Source organism: Streptomyces sp. NPDC001904 (assembly GCF_040297005.1).
GTDB lineage: Bacteria > Actinomycetota > Actinomycetes > Streptomycetales > Streptomycetaceae > Streptomyces.
Genome location: NZ_JBEOYI010000015.1, coordinates 1 through 24,372, shown reverse-complemented (window position 1 = coordinate 24,372; position 24,372 = coordinate 1). Strand labels below are relative to the sequence as shown.

Below are 24,372 nucleotides of genomic sequence, written 5' to 3'. Positions count from 1 at the left end.
GGCGCGTCAGCAGCTGATACGTCTGCCGCAGCGGCTGCGAAGAACGCAGCGCACTCCTCGCCGCTCATGGACGACAGGGCAGCGGGCTTCAAGGACTACCAAGGCTCACAGGGCTTCAACCTGTGCCCGCTCTCCCGGTGCTCCATCGGATCGGAGGGCCACACGTCCGGCGGGATAGGGCTCGTACAGGGAGGAAACCTGTGCCTGTTGGCCTCGTGCGAGTTGCGGCCGTGAGAGCTCGTCACAGGATCTCACTGAACGGTCCTGGTCGGGCGTGAATGTCACGAGCGGGCAGCTCTCGGAGATGTGACGACCCAGCCGGTGATCGCGGACGATGACTCGTGGAAGCCGTTCGAGCCGTGCTGCCACTCTGGCCCCGGTCGGCTACTGGGGCCGCTGCCCTGAGGACGACCGGCTGCGCCGGCAGGCGTTCTGGACGTCCTACAACAAGCCTCGCCTGGCAAATCCTCCCCCTGGCGTTGGGTTCGGCTCCAGGGGGAGACCTGCTTGCAGCGACAACGAGAAACGCACGTAAATGGGGATCGCTCGCCTCAACTACACCCATCCAATTGTCCTGTGGTTCACCCCTTGCCTGCGTGACAGCCGCCTTCTCCCGAAGATCCACTTCCTGCGCCACTTCGGGGAGTCGGGCTTCCGAAGGGTGAGCCCCTATGACTTTTGGCAGGGGAAAGGGAGATGCGTCGGGTCGGTGAGCCAGGCAGCCTGGCGCGGTGGCCGATCTGCCGCGGGATGACGTGACGTGCATCTTCATCCCGGACATAGAGGTCGTTGCCGGACCTGCATGTCCCGGATGCCTCGGTGGAGCACTGGCAGGCCGCCCTCGATCTCGTCACAGAGAAGGGCTGGAAGTGTCACTACCCCGAAAGGAGGAGGTGCTACCGACCCCCCGATCGGAGGCCGCGCTGTCACAATCTTCCGTTTCCACGCTGCCGTCGACGTCGACCTGCGGGAGGCGCAAGGTCAGAAGCGACTGAATGTGTTCTGCAGGTCTCTCGGGGAGATCGGGGATCCGGCACAGATCTTGAGGGCCGTCGCGGAGGGTGAGAGTTCCGTTCGATCCCGTGGCCTTCGCAGTCCCGGAGGATGCTCACCGTTGCTGGCAGGAGCGCCATTTGACGCTCCATCAGGTCCTCGTCGGTGCAGTCACACCTCCTGCCTACCGGCGGACGGTGCCGGATATGGACTGCCCTGGAGGGTTTCTACTGGGACAGAGCACTGTTCGCCGACTTCCTCGACGAGATCACCGTGGAGCTGTCGCCCACTGCGCTCGGCCTCGTCCGGGTAACAGGCCGGGGATGTGCGGCGGGTGGCACGTGCCCGGGCTGCGGCCGCTTCGCGGCGCGGGTGCACGACACCCACCAGCGCCGCCCACGTGACCTCCCGCTCGGCGACCACCCGGTGGTGCTCGCGCTGCGGGTCCGCCGGTTCATATGTGACAACGCCACCTCTCCACGGCGTACCTTGGCCGAGCAGTTCGCGACGGTAACCGCGCCGTACGCCCGCCGCCTGCACGCGGTGGTGGAGCGCATCGGGCTGGCACTGGCCGGGCGGGCCGGAGCACGGCTGGCCGCCGTGCTCGCCATCCCGGCCAGCCGGATGACATTGCTGCGACGGGTGACGGCGCTGCCCGACCCTGCCCTGCCGGTGCCCCGCGTACTGGGTGTCGACGATTTCGCCAACCGCCGGGGCCAGACCTACTCCACCGTCTTGACCTGCGGAGAGACTCACCGTGTGGTCGATGTCCCGCCGACCCGGGAAGCGGGACCGCTGGCCGCGTGGCCCACCACCCATCCCGGCGTGGAGATCATCTGCCGCGACCGGGCAGGCGCCTACGCCGAAGGGGCTCGGCTCGGCGCCACCGGGGCTCTCCAGATCGCAGATCGCTTTCACCTCTGGCAAAACCTCGGCCGGGCCGCGGAGACCTGCATCGTCGCCCACCGCGACTGCCTGCGCACCGCGCAGCCGTCCTGCACCATCAAACCTGGCTAGGTCAGCACTCCCAGCCGCGAGGTGGACCCGGTCTCACGCGAATCCGAGCCCTCGCGATCGAACACCGCGGTGACGCTCCGCGACCGCTTCCCAAGATCTGTGCCAGAACCCCGTTCTCACGAACAAAGCCACCTGACCGAATAGGTCACAGCGGTACGCGAACACGCCGCGGCGCTGCTAACAGGGCAGACAAGGACAGAGACCGAGGCGTGGCTCGCCTTCGCGGACGCCCGGCTCCAGCAGATCACCGAGTCCGCCGCAGCGCCGAAGCTGCACTCCCACCGAAGCCCAGCGGCGACGACCTCAAGCCAGTCCTCGGCCACTGGAACCCGTACGGACCCCGTTCCGACCGAGCCCCAAGTCAGGCCATATCGAGCACGAGTTCGCCAAGAGGCAGTAAAGAGGGAGACCCCTCAAGTCGTACTCGATACACCCTCAGCTGGGGAAACGCACGGCTGACACCTCATCAGAACGTGCGTCAAACGTGCGTCAGAAGGGCCCAGCATGCGTCGAAAATGCGTCAAGATATCGCCCGTAACGCCCACAGCGCACATAATGCACACCAGCTAAAACGGCAGGTCAGGCGCCCTTTTCGGCAGGCTCGAGGATCGCGACGCACTCAACATGATGGGTCATCGCGAAACATGTGGAGCACAAACCCGTGGAAGTAGCCCCAGGTCAGCACCCTGCGGCGGAAAATCTGGGCAAAACGCTCGCGTGCGTTACGTGCGCTGTGTGCGTTACGTGCGGCTTCTTGACGCATGAAGCACCCGGCATGCCATTCAAACATTAGGCCCCAGGCAGTCCCTCACGAAACCAGACCGCCCATCGCACTCCAGCGGCCGTTAGGGTTCCGGTCGACGGCAGCAGCTGCCCAGGGCGGCACGACTGCACGAACCTGGATCAGGCCGCGGCCCCGGCCCCTCACTCGACGCCCAGGTCCTGCTCGATACCCACCCCACCCACGCGAGCGCCGTCGTCGCCACAATCACCGCCCCCCGACACCGAAGAGATCGCGGCGTACTGGAAGCCGAGACCTGGCACACCATCACCGAGAACACCCTCGTCCTGATCCGCCTCGACCGCGAGGAACCCCGCTGGGCGCAGAAGACCACGCAGCGGCTGACCGCCAACGGTGGTCCCGCCCACGGCCAGCACGAGCATCCCGAGGACCGGCCAACCCGGCCCCTTACCTGCGAATTCAAGTTGGCGAAGGCTCAGTGCTCGGTGAGGTCCCGGATATCCCAGCCAGCGCCGGCCAGCGCGTCTGCGTACTTTTTGCTGCGGTCGCGGTGGGCGGCGAACACCAGAAGGTGGGTAGGGCGTGTCGCGCCGACGAAGACGAGCTGCACGGCGGCCTGGATGCTCTTCAGTTCGCGCAGCGGGTCGCTCCCTTCGGCGATCATGCGTAGCGCCTCGGTCACGTCGAACTTCCTGCCTGTCTTCCCCAGGCACTCCAGGATCAGTGTTGCCGCGTGGGTCTCACCCTTCGCGCTCTGGATGGTCCCGGGTACGGCCCGCGCCGCCGGTACTGCGGCGACGGCCGCGGGAGCGGGCCCGAGAGCCGCGCCTGCCGCGGTAGCGGTGGTGAATTCCATTCCAGGCTCGCGTAGTTGGCAGCCGTTGAGGAGTTTCAGCTGGGCAGCCAGCTGCTCGGTGACTTCTGTCCAGCTCGCTGCGTCGAACTCGTCTGCGTTGAGGAGGAGTTCACGCAGAAGGATGCGCACTCTGCCTCCGGTCGTCGCCATTGACCTCTCCAGGCGGCCGAGGGCCGGGAGGCCGTCGCTGGCCGGTGACGAGACGGACGCGCGCACGGCATTCCACAACTCGGTGGCCGCTTCGTTGCTGTCCGGGCCTGTCCTCCAACGGGCGCTTGCAGCGCGGGCCGCGTCGATCAGGGTGCGGTGAGCCGTCGGGCGGCTGGTCGGGGTGTAGCCGGGCAGGTAGCAGGAAATCGACTGCGGGTAGACGGGTGAGGTTTTCGGGTTCTGTCGCGCACCCAATGCACGCGGTGGACGCCGCACCAGGACGTCCTCGGGGACGGCCACAGCGGCCATGCGCTCGAAGGTCGGTACGACCTCAGACACCGTGGTTTCGTCGAACAGAAGAACCGCCACCTGGCCGTCGGGGCCGGCTCCGCGGACCTGCTGGGGCCGCCGGACGGCCAGGCGGCTTGCCACGGCCGCGATCTGCGGCCCGAAGCGGCGGCTGACCGGCAGCTCCGGGGCCCCCGGCAGCGGGAACAGAGAGGCGGGCCCTCCTACGGAGGCCGCGTCGCTGTAGATGCCCTGGTTGGTATCGCCCACCCGCTGCACGACGGTGGATGAGGAACCGAACACGAGGTCCAGCATTTTGTGCTGGGTGGCGCTGGTGTCCTGCGTTTCATCGAGGAGAACGAACGGGAAGCGCGTGGTAACCGCCGCGGCGATATCCGGGTGCCGGGCGAGATACTCCTGGGCGATGGCGTACATGTCCTGGAAGCGGAAGATACCCCGGCGTGCCAGAGTCCGTTTGAGGTGGTCCAGTTCTTTTCCGCTGGGAGACTGGGCGCCGAAGGGCAGATCTCTGGCCGCTCCAGTGACCGCGAGTTCGCCGTCCCGGTAGGTGAACGTCGCCCCGGTGACGATGCCGGTGCCCTCGTGCTGGTGGTGCCCCACATAGCTGCGCAGGGTGGAGTATTCGGGGCGCTGCAGGAGCCGGAGCGCTGCGGTCTCGAAGGTCGCGTCGTCGACGGACCGGACCTCCACTCTCTTGGCCCGCACGGCCGGCAGCCCGAGGAAGGTGTGCACGAAGGACTGGATGGTGCCGATGAAGTGCGGATAGCGCAGCAGGCTGCGTCCTGCGGCGAGAAGGCCCACTCGATCGGCGATCTCGTTCTTGGCCGTGTTGGTGTGCGACAGCACGCACACCCCGCGCGTCGGGGAGGTCCACGCGTCGGCCATCAGGGCGAGCTTGAGTCCGATCAAGGTTGTCTTGCCCGACCCCGGGGCGGCCTGGAGGTCCTGGGTGCTCTCGCTCTGCAGGAAGTCCCACTGCTCGGCATCGAGCGGATCCAGCCCCAGGAACTTCACCATGGCCTCCACCTTGTACGTGGCGAAGGCATCGGGCAGGTAGGGGCGGATCACGGGGCCACCTCGCCGCACAGGTACGTGAAAGCCTCGAGCAGGTAGGGCGGGACATCGCTGCGCACCAGCGGCGTCGAGTCGAGCAGCTGGGCGGCGAACTGTGCGGTGATCGGCTTGCTGACGTTATCCAGCTTGAGCGGCCGGTAGATCTTCAGGGCGGCCTCTTCCAGGGAAAGGCCCTGCCCTATCCACGTGTCGACAACCCGGTCGGCCCGTGCGATGGCCTTCCCCGTCTTGTCGGCGTCCGGCCAGGACCGTGCAGCTACGGATGCCAGCTTGACCGCGCGGTACATCAGCCTGGCCATGGTCCAGGACGTGACCGCGAGGTCGTACTCCAGCGTCCACCAGTCGGACACGAATGTCTTCACCGGCCCGTCGTCGCCGGTGGTGAGGTTCGTGACGTACGCGGAGATCTCCTCCTCCGTCATATCGGTCCAGCGCGCGAGCTTGCCTCTCATGACCTCGGGAGTGCCGGCGGGCACGAGATCGCGGTCGCGGATACAGGCCACGCGGACCGGGATCTGCTCACCGGCGCGTTGGAAGACCCGGCTGTAGCGGAAGAGGCCGACGTGGCCGACGTTGACCACGCTGATCCCGTGTTCGTTGAAGGGCATGCCCAGGGCGTCGGCGAGCGCGGGCAGGAAGATCGCCTCGGCGTCTCCCTCGACCATCGCCAAACCGCGGGCGAAGAACATGTTCGCCTTGGTGACGTCCAGGAACCGGGTCAGGAACGCGTAGTCCCCATCGTTCAGGCGGGTCATACCGCGCCGCAGCGGAAAGGTGCGTCCGCGGGCGACGAGGGTCAGGCACTCGACCGGCGTCGAGGAGGCGAGGTTGGGACTGTGGGTGGTGAGGATGACTTGCACAGGCGCCCTGTCACCTTCCTGCGGCCTCTGCGCCTTGTCCCGCAGCAGGTCCATGATCCGGGTCTGCAGCTGGGGGTGGAGGTGCGCCTCGGGCTCCTCGATCAGCAGCAGAGGAGCCAGTTCGTTCTTGCCCAGCAGGAGCAGTTCCGCGGCCATGAACAGGGCGTTGTTGTAACCGAGTCCGCGGCGCGTCCACTCGTCGGATGCTGTGAAGAGGTTCAGTTCCAGCCGCTCCAGCGCGCGGACCAGCGTCGCGTCCGTGGCAACGCTTATCTTGGCGCGCAGGACGTCGTCACCAATCGCGAACCGCTGCAGGTATGCCGAGTTGATGTCCTCACTCACCTCCGCGACAGCCTTGTTGTTGCGGATATCGAACTCAGCCCGCCTCAGAATTCCCCTCAGAGTCGACGGGGGCTCATCACCGGTCGGGTCGAAGTCGTCGACGTCCTGGTCCTTCATCGCCGGGTAGCCGGCGAGGATCTGGGACAGCCGTGACCCACGGCCCGAGCGTAGTTCCGCCTCCGCATCGCGAAGGGGGCGCAGGTAGGTGGTGCGCAGGAGTTCGCGAGCTGCGCCGTCTAGGGCGGGGCCGTTGCCGTCCGGTCCGGTCCGGGTGGTGACCGAGACACGGTTGCGTAGTGGATCCATCCGCTGGGCCTTGAACGTGACACACAACCAGGCGGTGCCCTCGCGGTCGTGGGTGAGCAATTCCAGGAAGACTGCCTGCTCCTCGGTCGACAGGTCGGTGAAGGAGCACCCGATGGTGAAGGTTTCTGCCCTCCCGTCATTCCCGAGGTGGAAGTCGTCCTGGGAGACCCGGTAGTAGTCCGCCGCCGCGGACTGCAAGCACAGCCGGATCGCGTCGACGATCGCCGTCTTCCCGCTGTCGTTCTCCCCCACGAGCACATTCGTCCCAGCCGTGAACCACAGGCTCAGCGAATCACTCCGCTCGCCATCACCCGTCGCTGCAGGTCCGAAGACGCGGAAGTTCTCGACCCGCAGATGCGCCAAGTACACACAGTCCCCCGCCGATAGAGGCCACGGCACCCTCTTCCCCCGGAAGGGAACCCCCGGGCGGCGCGGCCCTTGATCGATAATTCCGGAATCCTACGCTCTTCGTGGTCCCGCCCGGGGGAATCCGGCAGACCGGTGGGCGCCAACGCCGCGAGGGCAGCTCCCCCGGCGACGACAACGGGCCGTTAATGCGTTTTGCGGAAGGCTCGGAGCGGACATTTCCTCTGCACGAGCGGGGTGTTGAAGGCTGAGCTGTTGTGTAGCCCGTCCTGCAAATCTTCATCGGCGCCAGCCTTCGCCACGTCTCCGACGAGCCTTTCACCTGCCTACTCAACTCTCCTGGGCATCGCCTGACCAGCACACTTATAAGATCGAGGAACTTTGCAATACCCCTGCCCCGCTCCCTCCACGGCAGACCAGTCGACACAGAAGGTCCCCATCGCTTTGCGGTGAGCACCTTCCAGAATTAGCCGGAGAACTCGTGACACACGGTCAAGGTACCGCCGGTTAGAGCCCCGGCTCTTTCCGTACATGCTTCGTGAGCGACTCAATGAATCCCGCGAAGGTTAGCTGCGAGTCGGGCTGACTGATAGGCCGTTCGGGATCTTTGGGGGCCAAGACAAAACAGGCGGCATCGTAGAGTTCTTCCTCGACGAGCCTTCGGCAGAGTACTTGATAGCGGTCAGCGTAGGAAGGTCGCCCTTCAAACGCTTCATCCACTTTGAAGCTCGGTTTGAAGTCTCGCTTCGCGCTCTGGGTGGATCCCTCCGCATCCTCCAGCAGAAAGACATATCCGAGCCAGGGCCGGGCATCACCCAGAAGGCCATGCGAGATGGCGCGCTGAGTATCTACGGCGCTACCGATTGCCTCTTCTGTCCGGTTATTGAAGTTGTTCCCGAACGATGGCCCAGACTGAGACTTGAACTCGATAGCCGCAACCAGCTGAGCTCCATTCTTGACGATGAGGTCCCATTGTTTGGTTGGACGATAGTAGCCCGGTAGCTCGGCCTTCTTGCCCAGGGATATCGAGCTGGCCGGGTAACCGAGTACGTCGACGAAGTGTTCCACGATCAGTTGCGTCAGGGCATCGAGGTGGGCGCCGCCTGTAACGGCGCCCCGAAGCCCTGCATCCTGCTTCCCCTCGGCGATCTGCCTCGCCGTCTGCTGCTCTCGCGTCTCCCAGTACTTGCGGACTGCGAGTTCGAATTTACCGTCCATGGTCCCGCCACAATCGGCGCGCAGCCAACGGGTAGGCCGCACGAAACCGGCACAGCTCTCGACGCTGCGGGCCTCGAACGCCGAAGCCAGCGATCAGGCTAGTGGACCATGCCGTCTCGGCGCATGAAATGGCTGAAACAGACCCAAGCCCAGGCCCGCCTCGGTTCAGGTCCTGTTGGCACAATATTTTGCGAGATAGCCTTCAAGGGATGCCATAAAGCTACCAAAATCAATGCCGGAGCTCGGGTCAGACTGCTTGACCACAGCGTCAGGATCGGTATTCGAGAGGAGGAAACACGCTCCATCGTAGAGCTTATTCTCCAGCAAGCGTTCACAAAGCAGGCGGTATCGATCTTCATAGGACGGGTGAGTCCCATAAGCGGAATCCGTAGGTAGAGCGGCGCTCACCTGCTGCCGAGCGGGCCGTGTCGACTGAATCGCCTCTTCCAGGATGAAAAAGTACCCGATCCAGGGCCTATGGGAATCACCTCGATCCCTCCCGAGGAGCCCTTTCTTGTGGGCCAGGCGCAGGTCGGTGGCACTCCCTATGGCCTCTTCGTTTCGATTATTCGCGTTGTTACTAATCTTCTCCACGGACTGGGATTTCATCTCAATGGCAAAGACGAGACGGTCGTCATCCAAGGCGACGAGGTCCCAGTTCTTGCGTGGTCGGTAGACTCCAGGGAGTGTGGCGGCCTCGCCTCTCAAGAAGGTAATGGGAGTGCCCTTGCAAGCCTCGACCGCGGATGTGATCACGAGGTCTTCGACCGCAGCCATGTGCTTCCCGCTTTGAGTGCCATGCGACCGGGCCGCCCACATCGTGTGGACGGCTCGGTTCAACGCGTTGTTGTCCCAGTTAGGTTGGGTGCTCATCGGTCCCCCATGTCAGCGTCAGTCCGGGATGCGCTCGATCCCGTAGACATGGAGGGCCGCCTCCGTGGCAGCTTGCACATCGCGGTGATCAAACGCGTGCGCCAACGCTAGAGCATCGGTCTGACAAATGGTCTCGGGGCGAGGTACCCGGATGCGCCGTAGGTACTGGGCCTGGAAGCGGAGTGTGCCGCCCCGCATCCTGACGGCGTACGCCTCGACGAAGGTCTGGGCCACGCGAGACAGAAGAAGTCCCCCTAGAACCTTGATATCCCACGCATCGGACACAATGTAGTAAAGGTTGTGGTGGGGGTAATAGCCACCTTCATCCAGTACAGGATGAATTGTTAGCTTCATGTCCGGGAGTAGCAGCTTTGGCCGGCCGGTCAGGCTCGCGTCGATCTTGTCGATCGTCTTGTACCAGCGGTCAGGCGTTTTCTTCGCTACGTATCGGCCTTCGAGTGCCGTCCGATGCGTCTCGAAGTACGCCTTCAGCTTCGGGTACTTGGCAAGGTCTACCAGTTCGCCGTTCTCGTCCCACGGGTTGACCATGTGGGTGCCGTGCCACTCCAGGTGCCCGCTTTTGGCATCCTTCACCATCGCCATGGGGAGGAGCCGGTCGCTCTCCACGAGGGTCGCGTCCTCGGTGAGGAAGACAGCATCGGATCCTGTGGCAACGCCGATCCCGACCTTCGTCAAGGTCTCTTCAAGCACGGGGAACCGGTCGTTGAGGTCCTCAAGCAGGGCCAGGCGTGCGGGGCTTCCAGCCGGCCAGGAGTCTGCTGCCGAGAACCAGTGCGGCAGTCGGGCCGCCTTGAAGCTCCCTGTGTTCGCGGCAGCGCGATCCTCGTCACCCATCCAGCTCATCAGCTGACGGGCCTCATCTGCCCCGAAGGACTTCGTGGTGTCGACCGCAACAGCCTCGCCCTGGGGGCGGTTACGCAGGATCGTGATCGCCGGGTATGCCGACACCTGCTCTTCGAAAGCATCGACGTCATGCATGGTTGCAACGAAATCCATGCTGAAGCGGTCGGCAACCAGCTTGCGCAGCTCGCGACCATACTGGTTGCGCATCCAACGATCCGCACAGATAAATCCGAGTGCCCCACCATCTGTGAGGGACCCGAGTCCTCTTTCGAAGAATCCGACGTAAATATCGGACCGGCCAACCATGGAAGGATGACCCTGTCGGTAAAGCCGCATCCGCTGGTCAGGGACGTCTTCCAATCGAATATAGGGAGGATTTCCGACAACGAAATCAGCCTTCCCCATGTCGTCAAGAAGGTAGTCACCATGGCGAATCCACTGACTGACGATAGTGTGCACCGTCTCACGGTCCCAGCCATCCGCAATAAGGACGTCCGCCACCGCCTCGCGGCTTGCCTTCACGTTGCGACTCAGGAGATCGAGAGCTCGGACCCCCTCAATGGGGAGGTCCCGTTCAAGCTTTCGACACACCGTGCTCAGACGCTCAACGATGCCCAGAAGGAACGCGCCAGAACCACAGGCGGGATCGACGATGGTCAATCGATCAAGATCCTGGTCGGTGGTGTAACCGACCAGGTCGAGGATCATGTCGACGACCCATCGGCGAGTGTAGACCTCGCCGTTGGCCACGGCCTCGGCAGGGATGGCCTCGGCGTGGGCAGTGGCGCTAGGTGAGCTGGTGAAAGACACACCCGTGAGGCTATCGCCTCCGCCGGCAGAGGCCGGTGCGAGGTGGGCATCACCAAGCGCACCTGCCGGAAGGCCCCCTCCGTCCTTCGAGCACGCAGCTTGAGGGATCTGAAGTGCAGCAGAGGCAACATTCGCCATAAAAAAGAATACCTTTCTGAGGGCTTGCGGTTTTCACGAAGAGGCAACTGTGACATGCCTCGCCAAGATACTTCCAGTCCTACGCGTCTGCCTCCAGCGAACTTACATTTCGCCGCAACTCCGACCTCGAAATATATGACATTGGGCTCTATGGAGAGCCGGACACTCGGGACTCGAACGGTGATGTGGACGCGCTGGCGGCAAGTCCACGAACCCCTCGCCACCGAGTCAATCCCGCTCGAATGCCCCGCGGAATTCACCTGTCCTGGAACAGAGGCAAGCGGAACGCCCGCAATACGGAGTCCGACGGCGCGGTGCGTACCCCGAACTGCCGGCCGGGCCTGGTCACCCTCCCCCTCCGCCTGCCGCACAGCGAGAGGGCCGCGCCGCCTGGGCCGGCCCGCCACCCCTCGGGACGCGCCCCTGGACCACTCTCGCGACTGGCCGGGGCAGCGCGGCGAAACGCCGGGGTCTGGCACGCCTCTGGTGAAAACAGCAGGTGGGCCCCTCAACTGCTCCCAGGGGCCCACCCGTACCCGACAAACTCGGGTCTTACCTCATCGCTCAGACGAGCAGGATCAGCGCTTCCACCTGTTCGAGCGTCGCCATGCTGGCCTGGGCCGCGGCCCGTACCTTCGTCAGCTTCTCCATCCACTCGATCCGCTGCTCGGCCGGGAGTGCATCCTCTCCGAGCTGCACTCGCAGACGGTGTGCCTCCTCGAAGTCGGTCATCAGGGTGTGGGCGGAGTCCACCGCCTGCTGATAGCCCCCTTCAACGAGCTCGACGCGGGCGGGCAGTTCCCTCCGCAGCGTAGCCAGCAGATCACGAGGGTCAGCCAGCGGTACGCCGTGTGCGGTGGTAGCAGTGGGGTCGGTGCTGGTTGCGCCGGCCGTGGAAGAGTGGGCGGTGCTTCCGGGGGTGGCCGGGGCGGGGCGGCCGAGCTCCACGGGGAACGTCTCGTCGAACCACGCCTTGTCGGCAACGTAGTTGGTGGGCTGCCCCTCAGTATCAGGAGCGATCACCATCCCCGCGGTGATGGGCGTCCGGTCCTCGACCCAGTGCTGCTCCCCATAACAGATCAGAGGCGTGCCGTCCTCCGACTCCGGCGGCTGTACCGCGTCCGGGTGTTCCAGCACGGCCTTCGCGAACGCGAGGAGAAGAGCCCTGCTGATATCCGGAGCGCTCCCCGCTGTGTACGCCAGGGTGAGGGCGGCGAGGGCGCTCTTGGGGGTGCGGCGCACGCCCTTGCGGCCGTCGCCCGCCTCACTGCCCTGGCCGGGAGTGATGAACGACTGCGGGGCATGGATCAGCGCCGGGGCCATCCGCTTGACAAGAGCGGTCCACGCGGTTGCATCGCCGGCCTTTGCCCCGAGGAAAAGCGCCTTGAGGGACCGCGGGTCCTGACCGGCGCCCTTCGCGGTCTCCTGGACGCCAAAGAAGCCCTGAGCGGAGAGGATGTTGCCCCGGTGCAGGAACAGCTGGGCGACGGCGGCGGACCACAGACGAGTACGCGCCTCCGCTGTCTTCGCCTTGGTCTGACTCCATGCCGGCTCCTGCAGCGTCCCCCTGACGATCGGCCAGAACCGTCCCGTGTCGGTACGCGCGTTCGTGACCTTCACACCCTCGGGCGGGATGTCGGGGAACACGAGCGCGGTGATGGCGCGCACCGCGATGTCGCGAAGCACTGCCGGGGAGGCGTCGTCGTCCGCAGGAGTCAGCGGCACGAGCGGGTCGAGCGGTCCGTTGGCCGTCAGCGCGTCGCGTACCCCGGCCAGATCGAGAAGGTCTGCGCCGCGCGCGTCGGGGAACGCCTCGGCGAGCGCGTCCATGAGAAGGGATTCGCGGGTGTAGGAGTCGACGAGCGTCGCGAAGAGGGCGATCAGGCGCGCGTCCTCGTCGTAGGGCTGGATGCCACGCAGGTGGTCGTTGACGTTCAGCGTCCGCAGGACGTGTTCCAACCCCGCCGGCTTGGTGCAGCCGATCACGATCTCCGCGGACACTGTGGCGATCTTTCCAGCCCGGACTGAAGGGTCGCTGGCCTCCGTTTCTGGCTTAGCGCCGGCCTCGTTGAGCTTGTCGGAGAGCCGGTTCAGGATTTCGCGCTGGCTCAGCAGCAGACGCCCGGCGTCAGCCTTCCTGTCCTTCGGCATCGGCAGGAGGGACTGGGGCATCCCAGTGACCAGGTGCTCCGGACGCACGCGGAAGATGTTCAGACGGGCCAGCACACGGTTATTCCCGGTCACGGCGGCCAGCCGCCACAGCTTCGACACCGTGCCGTCGGAGTGGACGATCTGCCACTGCTGCAGGACGTTCATACCCTTGGAGAGCTGCCCCGCGTCCACCAGCGACTCGGCCAGGTCGTAGCCGCGGGACTTCCCGGCGCGCTCCAGACATTCAACGGCGTACCGCTGCATGTGGAAGGCCACCTCGTACGGCTGCTCGGAGAGAGCCAGCGCCGCCTTCGGCTCCCCGTCCTCCACCGCGGCGCGGACCACTGGACGCGGCCGCCGGCCACCGAGGGCAGTGAGGAGGGCCTGACGCTCACCTTCGAGTTCCCGTACACAGCGCCCGGCCTCATCGTGCTTCTGCTCGGCCGCCGACAGGGCCTGCGCGGTGTAGGTGTTGTCCCCGGCCGCGCGGCGACAAGTCTCCCGCTCCTTGTCAGCAGACTTCGCGGTCTTCCTGGCCTCGTGCAGCGCCAACTCGGCGGCGATGAGGTCCTTGACGCGCTGGCCAGCCTCCGCGACGGGCGGCGACCAGCAGTTGACGGTGCGGTCGTTGAGGTCCCACGGGACCACCGCAGCACCGTGGACGTCGCACATGAGCAGGAGTACCTGCTCCTCGCCCGCCTGTACGAGACGGTAGGCCGAGGGCTTGAGTACCTTCTTGCTGTTCCGGGTTGTGATCAGACCCTTGATCTCAGTGTCCGGGAGAGCGGTGGCCAGACCCTCGGTGATCGCCTGGCGGGGAGGGGGTACGACCTTGTGTTCCGCGCAGGTGTTCTCGATGGCAGCTGCGAGGTTCCGGCCCCAGGCTTCGGTGCCGATGTACGGAAAAATGCCATCAGGTCGTTTCGCGACCATGGTGTTGTCCTTCCACCCGGGCGTCCCGGGCGAACACAGAAGCTCCCGTCCGTCGGGAGCGTGTCACGCGCCCGAGCGCCGAAGCCTCGTGCCGGCAAGGGACGGGCCGACACCCGTGAATGAGAGTGCGGCGGTCCTCGCCCCGTACAGTCCATCTGCCAACGCCCGAGGAACGATCAGCTCAACAGTGCCTCTGCGGCACCTGAACATCTCGCAGCTTGCTCCTGCTCCGCCGGTAGCGGCATGAGGCGGACGCCGGTGATGAGCCACCGACGTGCACCACGGAGCCTGCCACTACGGCTGATGACGCCGCGATCCCAGGCCGCCCACTTTCACTGGTTCGGATGATTGCCTTCCCAACTCGCCCCTTCCTGAGGTGGGTTAAGGTAATGCACCGCCGCAGGGGTCACCACTGACTTCACCCGGATCTGGCTCTCCGACGTCAACGAAGAACAGAAGCCAAGCAATTGGCTGCGTTGGATCTCTGGCGGACCTGCTACCTCCCGGGCTGCCACGTCTTCCTCTCCGAGGACCAGCGCGTCGTCAGCGCCTTGCTCCGAGTACAGGAGGGGCGCCCATGTCTCTGCCGAAGATCCGCTGGGTCGGCATCGAAGCAAGCGGCGGCAAGGTCGTGGACATGATCGCAGCCGCCCTCCCTGACGGGCGCGAGACCCGGGCCGCGCACGACACGACTCCGCGCATACCCAGGGCGCACGTCTCCGGTTCTCCGGCGCCTCGGTCGGCCCAGTGCACCGCACCCACCTGCCCACCCGGGGCTTCAGCGCACAGACGGGAACCCTGAGCTCCCGTACCACCGGCGGTCAAGCGATCGGAACCTCGGCAAGGGACTACTCAGAGCCGAGCAAGGAGGTATGCGGGTACGCCGCGGGTGTGGTGGGCGGGAGCGCCACTTCGTCCAGGCGCAGCCATCGGTCTTCTCCTGGGGCATCCGGCAGGTGGAAGCGGAAGTTGCGCTGCACCGAGATCGGTGTCATCGACGGCTTACGCATGGAAGGCATTGAGGGCAGCAGGGGGAGTGATGGCGTTCAGGGCACTGCACGCACAGTGGGGAATGGTCTTTGCCCACCTGGCAGATCTCGGTTGCGGGCTCGACTGGGCCGCAATCTGGAGAGCCCGACCACCTGCCGCTCTCTCCTGCGTCGAGTGCTGGCACACGGCTCTGTCTCATGACTGGGCGATGAATCCTGCGGATCGGTCGAGCTGGAAAGGAGAACCGACCCGGGTTGGATCCCAGCCTCGATCTCGTGCCTCTCGAATGCTTGCAACAACGTGAGCCGGACGAATGGGCTCCGCCTCGACGCCCACCCAGTTGCTGGGATGAGCCTGACCGCTGGTGACGATCAAGGTCGTGCCCGGCTGGCTGCCGCTGGCCGCTTCAACCGCATAGGTCAGCGGTGTCCAGCAGAGGCCCTGCATGTAGGAGGGCTTCCTGCGAATCCGCCAGCGGTACTCGATCCCGTCAACGGTTATGCGCCGGGAACCCTTCTTATTCAGCGCCATCTTCGCCTCCTCCGCTGTGAGACTCCGCTGTGTTGCCGCGGTCGCGAAAAGCAGATTGCACGCGAACGTACCGAACGTTGTCGCAGACAACCGTCTTCGGGACTACGGATGGGTTGATCAGCCCATAATCGGAGTCAGTGCCGAGCGACCCGGCACATCGCACCCGCCCCGGGTGCGCTCACCGCGATCGGAGAGCATCGTGAAGAACAGCCCGTTGTGGCGAGTGGTTGACAACGAGAGTGGTAGCCAGTCCCTCGTCAGCACGCCCTCCGAGGCGGTCGCGTTCGTCAACAGCCGGTTCGACACCGATGACGACGACGAGCCGTTCAGCATCACCGAGGTCGGTCCTCTCCTTCCGAAGCCGCTCGGCGTCATCACCGCATGGGCCGCCGAGAAGGACGGCGAGCGAACCGACGGGCGTACTGCCCCGATCACCATCAGGCCGGTTGTGACGGACAACGCCGGCGAGTGCGATGCCGTAGTGCTCTGGCGCGACGTGTACGTCTCCTGGGACCACGACATGTACACCGTCGAGGAGCCGGACAGCTCCGAGTACAGCGAGGCTTACAGCGCTGCCGAGTTGAGCGCGATCCTCGACGAGTACGCCGACGACTACGAGTACGCGCCTGAAGGGCCCGACAGCCACAGGTGGCCGAAACCGGAAGAGTTGATTCCCTACGGCGCCCAGGAGTGCGCCAAGCGGTTCGGGCATCTCGACGACGACGCGCTGCTGTGGCTCGCTGCCACCCGCATCACGCTCGCGGTGTGGCGCAACACACCCATCGAGAACTGGCATGCCGGGAAGAGTCCGCTTCACGACGGCACAATGATGCGGATCAACACGGCAACCACCCGACTCGTGCGCTCGCTGCTGTCGTTCGACCATGTCGACTGGATCGGTCTCGGTCTCACGATCATCAACCCGTCCCGGGTTCTACCGACCGGGCAGTCTGTTCTCGAGCTCGGGCTGGCCTGCCACAATCCTGACGACCCGGCGCACGAGGCTGATCCGCGCGAAGAACTCGCGGAGATGGCACAGGACGCGATCGCTTGGGGGCGGGCGTACTGCCTTCGCGAGAAGACGTTCGGCCTGCGAACCCTGATCGAATTCTTCTGCGCGTCCGACAACGGCTGGTTCGGAACACCGAGTTGGGGGCGCGTCGTCGATCGGTTCACTACGGCTGTCGACGACCGGGAGAATTCGCGCTGGAACGTGCACCGAGACAAGCCTTGGTTCGACGAGTGGTTCACCAACCGCCCGGCCGACATCGCGGACACCACGGAACTCCGTCGGCTGCTCCATGCCGGGCCCGACCTGCTGTCCGAGGAGGCCGCCGAATGGTGCGTGGATGGTGGCATCGGCTACGTCTGCGGGGACGACCACGCGAACGGCTGCTGGCGGTGCGGCATCCCGCTGGCAACGAAGTCCCCCGACGAGTGAACGGGGCACCAGCGTAGAAAAGCAGCAACCCACTGACCGCACTCTATCTTGCCTACTGCGAACTGCGAATCTCAGCATGGTGTCGGATCCGGCTTCCATCCGACACCGACCGTGAGATTCCGACACGGAGTTTGAGATCCCACAGTGGGGTCTGCGCGGCAACGCAGAGGCTGTAACCCTGGTGTTCGTTAGGAAAGACCAGGGCACTCCCGGTGCTGGATGCCAGCATGATCGCACTTGCCAATCGGGGGCCGCTAAAAGGCAACGAGTTGTCTAGGTGCGCGAAGCCGCGCGCTGAGGACCGCCGAGGGTCCGTGACAGGCCCGCGCACCCCGCCCATTCCACGGGCGAGCGGCCCCGGCCGCCGACACCGTACCCGACACTGGCCGAACTCACGGCCTCTCACCCGTAGATGTCATCTGAACGAAGCACTGTCCTTCAGCCTGCCTGAATTCCCGAAACGGGAACGGGCATCATGAGCGGGGCAGCGCAGGTACACAACCGTGGGAGGGCCGCGTGCACGGGGACCTGAACGAGCGGCAGCACGCCGTACTCTCCTGGGTGAGTCAAGGGTGCCCCTCCGGGTTTTGGCCGGACAGTACGTACAAGGTGAGCGCTCAGGCTCTGCAATGCCGAGGACTGATCAAAGTCACCAAACGGCGTGGGTATTGGAACGCCGAGCTCACCGATAAGGGACGACAGTATCTCGCCGATTCCGGTATCGGCCCACGGGACCACGACGCCGAAGCACCTGAGGCGCCGGAGGATCTGGCGACACGACACCCCCAAACCACGCCGAAGACCCGCACGAACTACACCGACCAGCTCCTCGAAGAACTGACAGCCAACAACAACCGCCTCGTCAAGGCAAACGAATCCGGCCCGCGCGCAGTGAACTGGGCATCGCGGATCAGCGCCGCACGCCAGTCCGGCAAGATCCCGCACTCACAGGAACTGCGCGGGAAGCAGACCTACAGCGGCTACGAAATCAAGCTCGTCAACATCCCCACATGGCGACTCACCGAACTCACCCCCATCAACGTGCCCGCGAGACTCACCAAACCCCATCCAGTGGTCGCGGCCCTCCAAAAACGCCCCCAGCGCATGGAGCTGACCAAATCCGTCTACAACCGAGCCCTGCGCCTCATCCAAGCCCTTGTTACCACCGCCGAATCAAAGGGCCACACGACCACGCTCGGCCCAGCTCCAAACACTCCCCCGCCCCGCCATCGTCGACAGGCAGCACCGCACTTCACCATCACCGCCCAAGCCGAATGCATCAACGTCCTCGTCCTACAGGAACACGACCACAGCAAACACATCCCCACCGACAAGGAACGCGCCGACGCCGAAAAGCACACGTGGATGCGCATCCCCCGCTTCGACTACACCCCCGCCGACAGGCTGCGCTTCACCCTCCGGGGCGGCATCCCGCACCGCGGCAGCGAATGGGCCGACCTCAACGGCCGCCCTCTGGAAGACCAACTCGCCGAAATTGCGCAGGAAGTCGACCTCCGAGGCGAAGCCGCGGCACAACGCCAGCACGCAGACGAGCAAGCCCAGGAGGCGGCACGGCAGAACCGGGAAAGCGCCCTGCTCAGAGCACACGCCGCATACGCCAACGCCTATCGCATCGAGCACCTCGAAAAGCAGGCAGACGCCTGGCACGAAACCAAGCGCCTGACCGAATTCGTCACAGCAGTACGCGACCACAACGCATCCCTGCCCCCCGGGCAGGAAAGGACCGCGATCGAGGAGTGGCTCGCGTTCGCAGACGCCCACCTTCAGCAACTCACCGAAACCACTTCGACACCAAAGCTGCCCTCGCCACCGGCACCCAGCAGCGCGGATCTTGCGCCGTACCTCGCCCCTCTGAGGCCCTCGCGAACCGAGGTCTCCCGCAGCCCCCAACGACGGGAAGCCAGAGACCTCCAGACCGGACCTGATGAACCGTCAGCCAATCAAGAGGGGCCCTGACGAGCCATCAGTTCATGCGTCAAACGTGCGTCACGTGCGTCAAATATGCGTCGAACATGCGTCAAGATATCGCCCGTAACGCACACAACGCACATAACGCACACTCGCTAAAACAGCAGGTCAGTGGCGTTTTTCGGCGGGCTCAAGGATCGCGACGCATTCAACATGATGGGTCATCGGGAACAGATCGAACGCCCGAAGCATCCGCACCCGGTACCCGCCCTCCCGGAAGTACCCCAGATCCCGCGCCAGAGCCGCCGGATCGCAGGCCACGTACGCGATGCGGCGGGCCCCCAGCGTCGAGAGGTGTGCGACGGTCTTCTTGCCGGCGCCGGCCCGGGGCGGGTCCAGGACGATGAGGTCGACCTCGGTGATGCCGGTGCGCGGCAGCACCGCTTCGACCTTGCCCTGTTCGATGCGGACGCGGTCGAACCCGGAGAGGTTGTGCCGGGCGTCCTCGACCGCGCGCTTGCCGGACTCGATGCCGAGCACCGCGCCCTTGTCGCCGATCCGGTCCGCGAGCGCGCCCGCGAAGAGGCCGACGCCGCAGTACAGGTCGAGGGCCATGTCGCCCTTGCGCGGGAGCAGGCCCTGCATGACGGCCTTCATCAGGGTGTCCGCCGCCTTGGGGTGGACCTGCCAGAAGCCGCCGCTGCCGACGCGGTACGTACGGTCGTCGGCGCGCTCGCGCACGAACGGGCGGCCGTGGACCCGGTGGACCCCGCCGTCCTTCTCGCCGACCCGCATCACGGAGACCGGCTTGTCCAGCTCCACGATCGGCAGCCGGGCTCCCACCAGCGGCTTCAGGATGACCTGGCGGTCCTGCGAGCCGCTGGCGGCGATCGCCTCGACCGACTCCATGCCGGTCCAGTCGCGCTTCTCGATGCCCAGCTCGGAGATGCCCTCGGCGGCGATCATGCAGTGCTCGACCGGCTCGACGTCGTGCGAGCGGTGGCGGCGCAGACCGGCGCGGCCGTCCTCGGTCACCGCGTACTGGACGCGCGTACGCCACTGCGGGACCTCGCCCGCCGGGAGCTTGTCGCCCTCGGCCGGTACGACCGTGCCGTCCCAGCCGGCCTCCTCGGGCGTGAGCCCGGCCAGGCGCTGCAGCTGCTCGGCGATGACCTCGCCCTTCAGCCGGCGCTGGGCGCCGGGCTTGGCGTGCTGCCAGTCGCAGCCGCCGCAGCGGCCGGGTCCCGCGTAGGGGCAGGGGGCCTCGACGCGGTCCTTGGACGCGTCGAGGATCTGCACGGCGTCCGCGCGCAGGAAGCGGTCGCCCTCCTCGCCGTCGGTCACGCGCGCCACGACCCGCTCGCCGGGCAGCGTGTGCCGGACGAACAGGACCTGGCCCTCGGCCGTGCGCGCGATGCAGTGGCCACCGTGCGCGACGGGGCCGACCTCGACCTCGTACTCCTTCCCCACCAGGGACTTCGTCGGTTCTGCCTGCATGGCGGGGGCTCCAGTACGTCAGGGGAGGCCACAAACGGAGAAGCGGCCGGACAACAGCCGTCCAGTCTACGTGGCTGTCACCCGGCCGCTCACCAGGAGCCGACCGTTCGGGAACGGCGTTACTTGCCGCTCGGCTCCTTCGGGCGCTTCTCGACCGGGCCGCGGCGCACGGCGCCCGGCGCGTTCCACTCGGAACGCCTGCGGGCCCGTTTCTTGGCGGCCTCGGAGGACTCCAGCTGGTAGGGGACCGACGTCACCATGATCCCCGGGGTGAACAGCAGCCGCCCCTTCAGCCTGAGCGCGCTCTGGTTGTGCAGCAGGTGCTCGTACCAGTGGCCGACCACGTACTCGGGGATGATCACGCTGACCGCGTCGCGCGGGGACTCGCGGCGCAGGCTCTTCACGTACTCGATGATCGGCCGGGTGATCTCGCGGTACGGCGAGTCGAGGACCTTGAGCGGGATCTCGATGCCGCGCCGCTCCCACTCCTCGCGCAGCGCCTTCGTCTCGGCCGGGTCGACGTTGACGCTCAGCGCTTCGAGGGTGTCCGTGCGCATCAGCTTGGCGTAGGCCAGGGCCCGCAGCGTCGGCCGGTGGATCTTCGAGACGAGGACGATCGAGTGGACGCGGGACGGGCGGACGCTGTCGTCGGACGGCGTCTCCGGCGCGGCGATCTCCTCGGCGACCCGGTCGTAGTGCTTCCGGATCGCGGTCATCGTCGCGTAGAAGATGCACATGCCGAGCAGCGCGACCCAGGCGCCGTGGGTGAACTTCGTGACGAGGACGACCACGAGGACCAGGCCGGTGAAGAAGGCGCCGAAGGCGTTGATCGCACGGGAGCGGACCATGTGGCGCCGCTTGTCGGCGTCGCGCTCGGAGCGCAGGTGGCGGTTCCAGTGCCGGACCATGCCGGTCTGGCTCAGCGTGAACGACACGAAGACGCCCACGATGTAGAGCTGGATCAGCCGGGTCGAGTCCGCGCCGTAGATGACGACCAGGAGCATCGCCGCGCCCGCGAGCAGCACGATGCCGTTGGAGAAGGCGAGGCGGTCGCCGCGGGTGTGCAGCTGGCGCGGCAGGTAGCGGTCCTGGGCGAGGATCGAGCCGAGCAGCGGGAAGCCGTTGTACGCGGTGTTGGCGGCCAGGAAGAGGACCAGGGCCGTCGCCGCCGCGAGGATGATGAAGAGGAAGCTGCCCTTGCCGAAGACGGCCTCGGCGACCTGGGAGATCACCGGGTTCTGGACGTAGGCTCCGCCGACGGCGACGCCGTTGTGGATCAGGTCGGTCGCCGGGTGCTCGGCCATCCGCACCTTGGTGGTCATGGCGAGCGCGATGATGCCGCAGAACATGGTGACGGCGAGCGCGCCCATGAGGGCGAGCGTGGACGCCGCGTTCTTCGACTTCGGCTTGCGGAACGCCGGAACGCCGTTGGAGATCGCCTCGACGCCGGTCAGGGCCGCACAGCCGGAGGAGAAGGCCCGCAGGAGCAGGAAGACCAGGGCGAAGCCCGCGAGGCCCTGGTGTTCCGCCTTGATGTGGAAGTCGGAGGTGGGGGCCCGCATGGTGTCGCCGAGGATCAGCCCGCGGAAGGCACCCCAGGCGATCATGATGAAGACGCCGGCGACGAAGACGTACGTCGGGATGGCGAAGAGCTTCCCGGACTCCTTCACCCCGCGCAGGTTCATCAGCGTCAGCAGGACGATGACGGCGCAGGCACAGAGCACCTTGTGCTCGACCACGAAGGGGACCGCGGAGCCGAGGTTCTCGATGCCGGAGGCGATGGAGACGGCCACGGTCAGGACGTAGTCGACGAGCAGGGCGCTGGCGACGGTGAGCCCGGCCTTCGGGCCGAGGTTGGTGTTGGCCACCTCGTAGTCGCCGCCACCGCTGGGGTAGGCGTGCACGTTCTGCCGGTACGAGGCGACGACCGTGAACATCAGCACGACGACCGCGACCGCGATCCAGGGGCTGAAGTGGTACGCCGACACGCCCGCGATGGACAGGACCAGCAGCACCTCGCCGGGCGCGTACGCGACGGAGGAGAGCGGGTCGGAGGCGAAAACGGGGAGTGCGATGCGCTTCGGCAGGAGCGTTTCTCCGAGCCGATCACTGCGCAGTGCGCGCCCGATCAAGATCCGTTTGGGCACGTCGGTCAGTTTGGACACGCAGAGGATCGTAAGCGTTCGAACGGGGGGTCGCCCACCCGCCACCCCCATTCGCCCTCAGCCCTCGCCCGAGCCCTCCTCCCGGACTTCCCCGTCTCTCTCCTTCTCCCCCTTGTCACGCCCCTTCCGAACCCCTTGTCCCGCCTCTCCCCACGCCTCGCTTTTTCCGCTCCTTCTCCTCCTTTCCCTCTCCGCTCCCCCACCACTTCCACCCCGGCGCCGCACCCGGACGATCCGGTGCCCCCACGCGAAGGTCGAGATCGCGCCCATTGCCGATACGGTGGTCCAGAACGCGAGCCGCAACACAAGCCCGCACCGTGCCCGAGATCGAGCCACACCGGCTGGACCGAGCCGCGAGAGAGAGACATGAGCAGGACGTTTACGCAGGTCAGTAGGCCTATGAGGAGTGCGGGGTAGGGCCGTGCATATCGTGATCATGGGCTGTGGCCGGGTAGGGTCCCAGCTTGCCCAGACCCTGGAACAGCAGGGCCACACGGTCGCCGTGGTCGACCAGGACCCGACGGCCTTCCGCCGTCTGGGCTCCGGGTTCGGCGGCCGCCGCGTCACCGGTGTCGGTTTCGACCAGGACACCCTGCGCGAGGCGGGCATCGAGGAGGCCGGCGCCTTCGCCGCCGTCTCCAGCGGTGACAACTCGAACATCATCGCCGCCCGCGTGGCCCGCGAGATGTTCGGGATCGAGAACGTGGCGGCGAGGATCTACGACCCCCGCCGCGCCGAGGTCTACCAGCGCCTGGGCATTCCGACGGTCGCCACGGTCCGCTGGACCGCCGACCAGATGCTGCGCCGTCTGCTGCCGTCCGGCGCGGAGCCGCTGTGGCGGGACCCCACCGGCGGTGTTCAGCTCGCCGAGGTGCACGCCTCGGAGTCCTGGGTCGGCCAGCGGATCAGCCGACTCCAGGAGGAGACGGGCGTGCGCGTCGCGTTCCTGACCCGGCTGGGCGAGGCGATCCTGCCCACGTCGCAGACGGTGCTGCAGGAGGGCGACCTCGTCCACGTGATGATGCGCACGGACGACGTCGAGAAGGTCGAGGCGGCGTTCGCCGAAGGCCCTGAAGGGGAGGGCGGTCACTGATGAGGGTCGCCATTGCCGGAGCCGGAGCCGTCGGCCGCTCGATCGCGGGCGAGCTCCTGGAGAACGGGCACGAGGTTCTGCTCGTCGACAAGGCGCCGACCGCCATCTCGGTCGAGCGCGTCCCGCAGGCGGAGTGGCTGCTCGCCGACGCCTGCGAGATCACCTCCCTGGACGAGGCGGCGCTGCAGCGCTGCAACGTGGTCATCGCGGCCACCGGCGACGACAAGGTCAACCTGGTCGTCTCGCTGCTCGCGAAGACCGAGTACGGGGTCCCGCGCGTCGTCGCCCGGGTCAACAACCCCAAGAACGAGTGGCTGTTCAACGAGTCGTGGGGCGTCGACGTCGCCGTCTCCACCCCGCGCCTCATGTCCGCCCTGGTCGAAGAGGCCGTCAGCGTGGGCGACCTGGTCCGCCTGCTGCGCTTCAGCCACGGCGACGCCAACCTGGTGGAGCTGACGCTCCCGCCCGAGTCGGCGCTCGCCGGCACGCGCGTGGGCGACGTCCAGTGGCCGGAGGACACGTCCCTGGTGACGATCATCCGCGGCACCCGCGTCCTGGCCCCGAGCCAGGAGGACTCCCTGGAGGCGGGCGACGAACTGCTGTTCGTGGCCGCCCAGGCCCGCGAGGAGCAGCTGGAGGACCTCCTCGAGTTCGTGAAGGGCATCAGCGACGCCGAACTCGTCGACCTGGTGCGCTCCGCGCAGGTCGCCTGCGTGCCCTCGCT

14 protein-coding genes and 1 pseudogene are annotated in these 24,372 nt (G+C 66.1%); 5 read left to right on the top strand and 10 right to left on the bottom strand.

The window, feature by feature from the left end:
- The first annotated feature begins 1,158 nt into the window (after positions 1-1,158).
- On the top strand, positions 1,159-2,010 hold the full coding sequence (locus ABT127_RS23285) for an ISL3 family transposase (RefSeq protein ID WP_351453240.1): 852 nt from the start codon (positions 1,159-1,161) through the stop codon (positions 2,008-2,010).
- 924 nt (positions 2,011-2,934) lie between these two features.
- Here ABT127_RS23285 and ABT127_RS23280 read toward each other — a convergent pair.
- From ABT127_RS23280 to ABT127_RS23245, 8 genes are all read right to left on the bottom strand, one after another.
- Positions 2,935-3,174: a hypothetical protein gene (locus ABT127_RS23280; protein ID WP_351453238.1), complete on the bottom strand. Its 240-nt coding sequence runs from the start codon at positions 3,172-3,174 to the stop codon at positions 2,935-2,937.
- A 53-nt stretch (positions 3,175-3,227) separates the two neighbouring features.
- The gene (locus ABT127_RS23275) at positions 3,228-5,135 is read right to left on the bottom strand and encodes a UvrD-helicase domain-containing protein (protein WP_351453235.1); all 1,908 of its coding nucleotides are present in this window, start codon (positions 5,133-5,135) and stop codon (positions 3,228-3,230) included.
- On the bottom strand, positions 5,132-7,012 hold the full coding sequence (locus tag ABT127_RS23270; protein WP_351453232.1) for an ATP-dependent nuclease: 1,881 nt from the start codon (positions 7,010-7,012) through the stop codon (positions 5,132-5,134). The genes ABT127_RS23275 and ABT127_RS23270 overlap by 4 nt, the downstream gene beginning before the upstream one ends.
- A 510-nt stretch (positions 7,013-7,522) precedes the next feature.
- Complete coding sequence (locus tag ABT127_RS23265) at positions 7,523-8,233, bottom strand: PaeR7I family type II restriction endonuclease (protein WP_351453229.1); 711 nt, start codon at positions 8,231-8,233, stop codon at positions 7,523-7,525.
- Between the two features lie 165 nt (positions 8,234-8,398).
- On the bottom strand, positions 8,399-9,106 hold the full coding sequence (locus tag ABT127_RS23260) for a PaeR7I family type II restriction endonuclease (RefSeq protein WP_351453226.1): 708 nt from the start codon (positions 9,104-9,106) through the stop codon (positions 8,399-8,401).
- A gap of 18 nt (positions 9,107-9,124) precedes the next feature.
- Complete coding sequence (locus ABT127_RS23255) at positions 9,125-10,780, bottom strand: Eco57I restriction-modification methylase domain-containing protein (protein ID WP_351453223.1); 1,656 nt, start codon at positions 10,778-10,780, stop codon at positions 9,125-9,127.
- A gap of 702 nt (positions 10,781-11,482) precedes the next feature.
- Complete coding sequence (locus ABT127_RS23250; RefSeq protein ID WP_351453220.1) at positions 11,483-14,002, bottom strand: hypothetical protein; 2,520 nt, start codon at positions 14,000-14,002, stop codon at positions 11,483-11,485.
- Between the two features lie 1,185 nt (positions 14,003-15,187).
- On the bottom strand, positions 15,188-15,523 hold the full coding sequence (locus tag ABT127_RS23245) for a hypothetical protein (protein ID WP_351453217.1): 336 nt from the start codon (positions 15,521-15,523) through the stop codon (positions 15,188-15,190).
- A gap of 199 nt (positions 15,524-15,722) precedes the next feature.
- Here ABT127_RS23245 and ABT127_RS23240 point away from each other — a divergent pair, with 199 nt between their 5' ends.
- Positions 15,723-16,964, top strand: a complete 1,242-nt coding sequence (locus ABT127_RS23240) for a hypothetical protein (protein ID WP_351453214.1) — start codon at positions 15,723-15,725, stop codon at positions 16,962-16,964.
- A gap of 609 nt (positions 16,965-17,573) precedes the next feature.
- Positions 17,574-18,941 (top strand): hypothetical protein, encoded by a 1,368-nt coding sequence (locus tag ABT127_RS23235; protein ID WP_351453211.1) that lies wholly within the window; start codon positions 17,574-17,576, stop codon positions 18,939-18,941.
- A 120-nt stretch (positions 18,942-19,061) separates the two neighbouring features.
- Here ABT127_RS23235 and ABT127_RS23230 read toward each other — a convergent pair whose 3' ends face one another.
- On the bottom strand, positions 19,062-20,390 hold the full coding sequence (locus tag ABT127_RS23230; protein ID WP_351453209.1) for a class I SAM-dependent RNA methyltransferase: 1,329 nt from the start codon (positions 20,388-20,390) through the stop codon (positions 19,062-19,064).
- A gap of 119 nt (positions 20,391-20,509) precedes the next feature.
- Entirely contained in the window at positions 20,510-22,555 is a 2,046-nt protein-coding gene (locus tag ABT127_RS23225; RefSeq protein WP_351453206.1) for an APC family permease, read from the bottom strand.
- Between the two features lie 421 nt (positions 22,556-22,976).
- Here ABT127_RS23225 and ABT127_RS23220 point away from each other — a divergent pair, with 421 nt between their 5' ends.
- Both ABT127_RS23220 and ABT127_RS23215 read left to right on the top strand, forming a co-directional pair.
- Entirely contained in the window at positions 22,977-23,648 is a 672-nt protein-coding gene (locus ABT127_RS23220; RefSeq protein ID WP_111662526.1) for a potassium channel family protein, read from the top strand.
- Positions 23,648-24,295 (top strand): annotated as a pseudogene (locus ABT127_RS23215) (potassium channel family protein); the annotation flags it as partial. The gene ABT127_RS23220 and the pseudogene ABT127_RS23215, both read left to right, overlap by 1 nt.
- Positions 24,296-24,372: the final 77 nt, after the last annotated feature.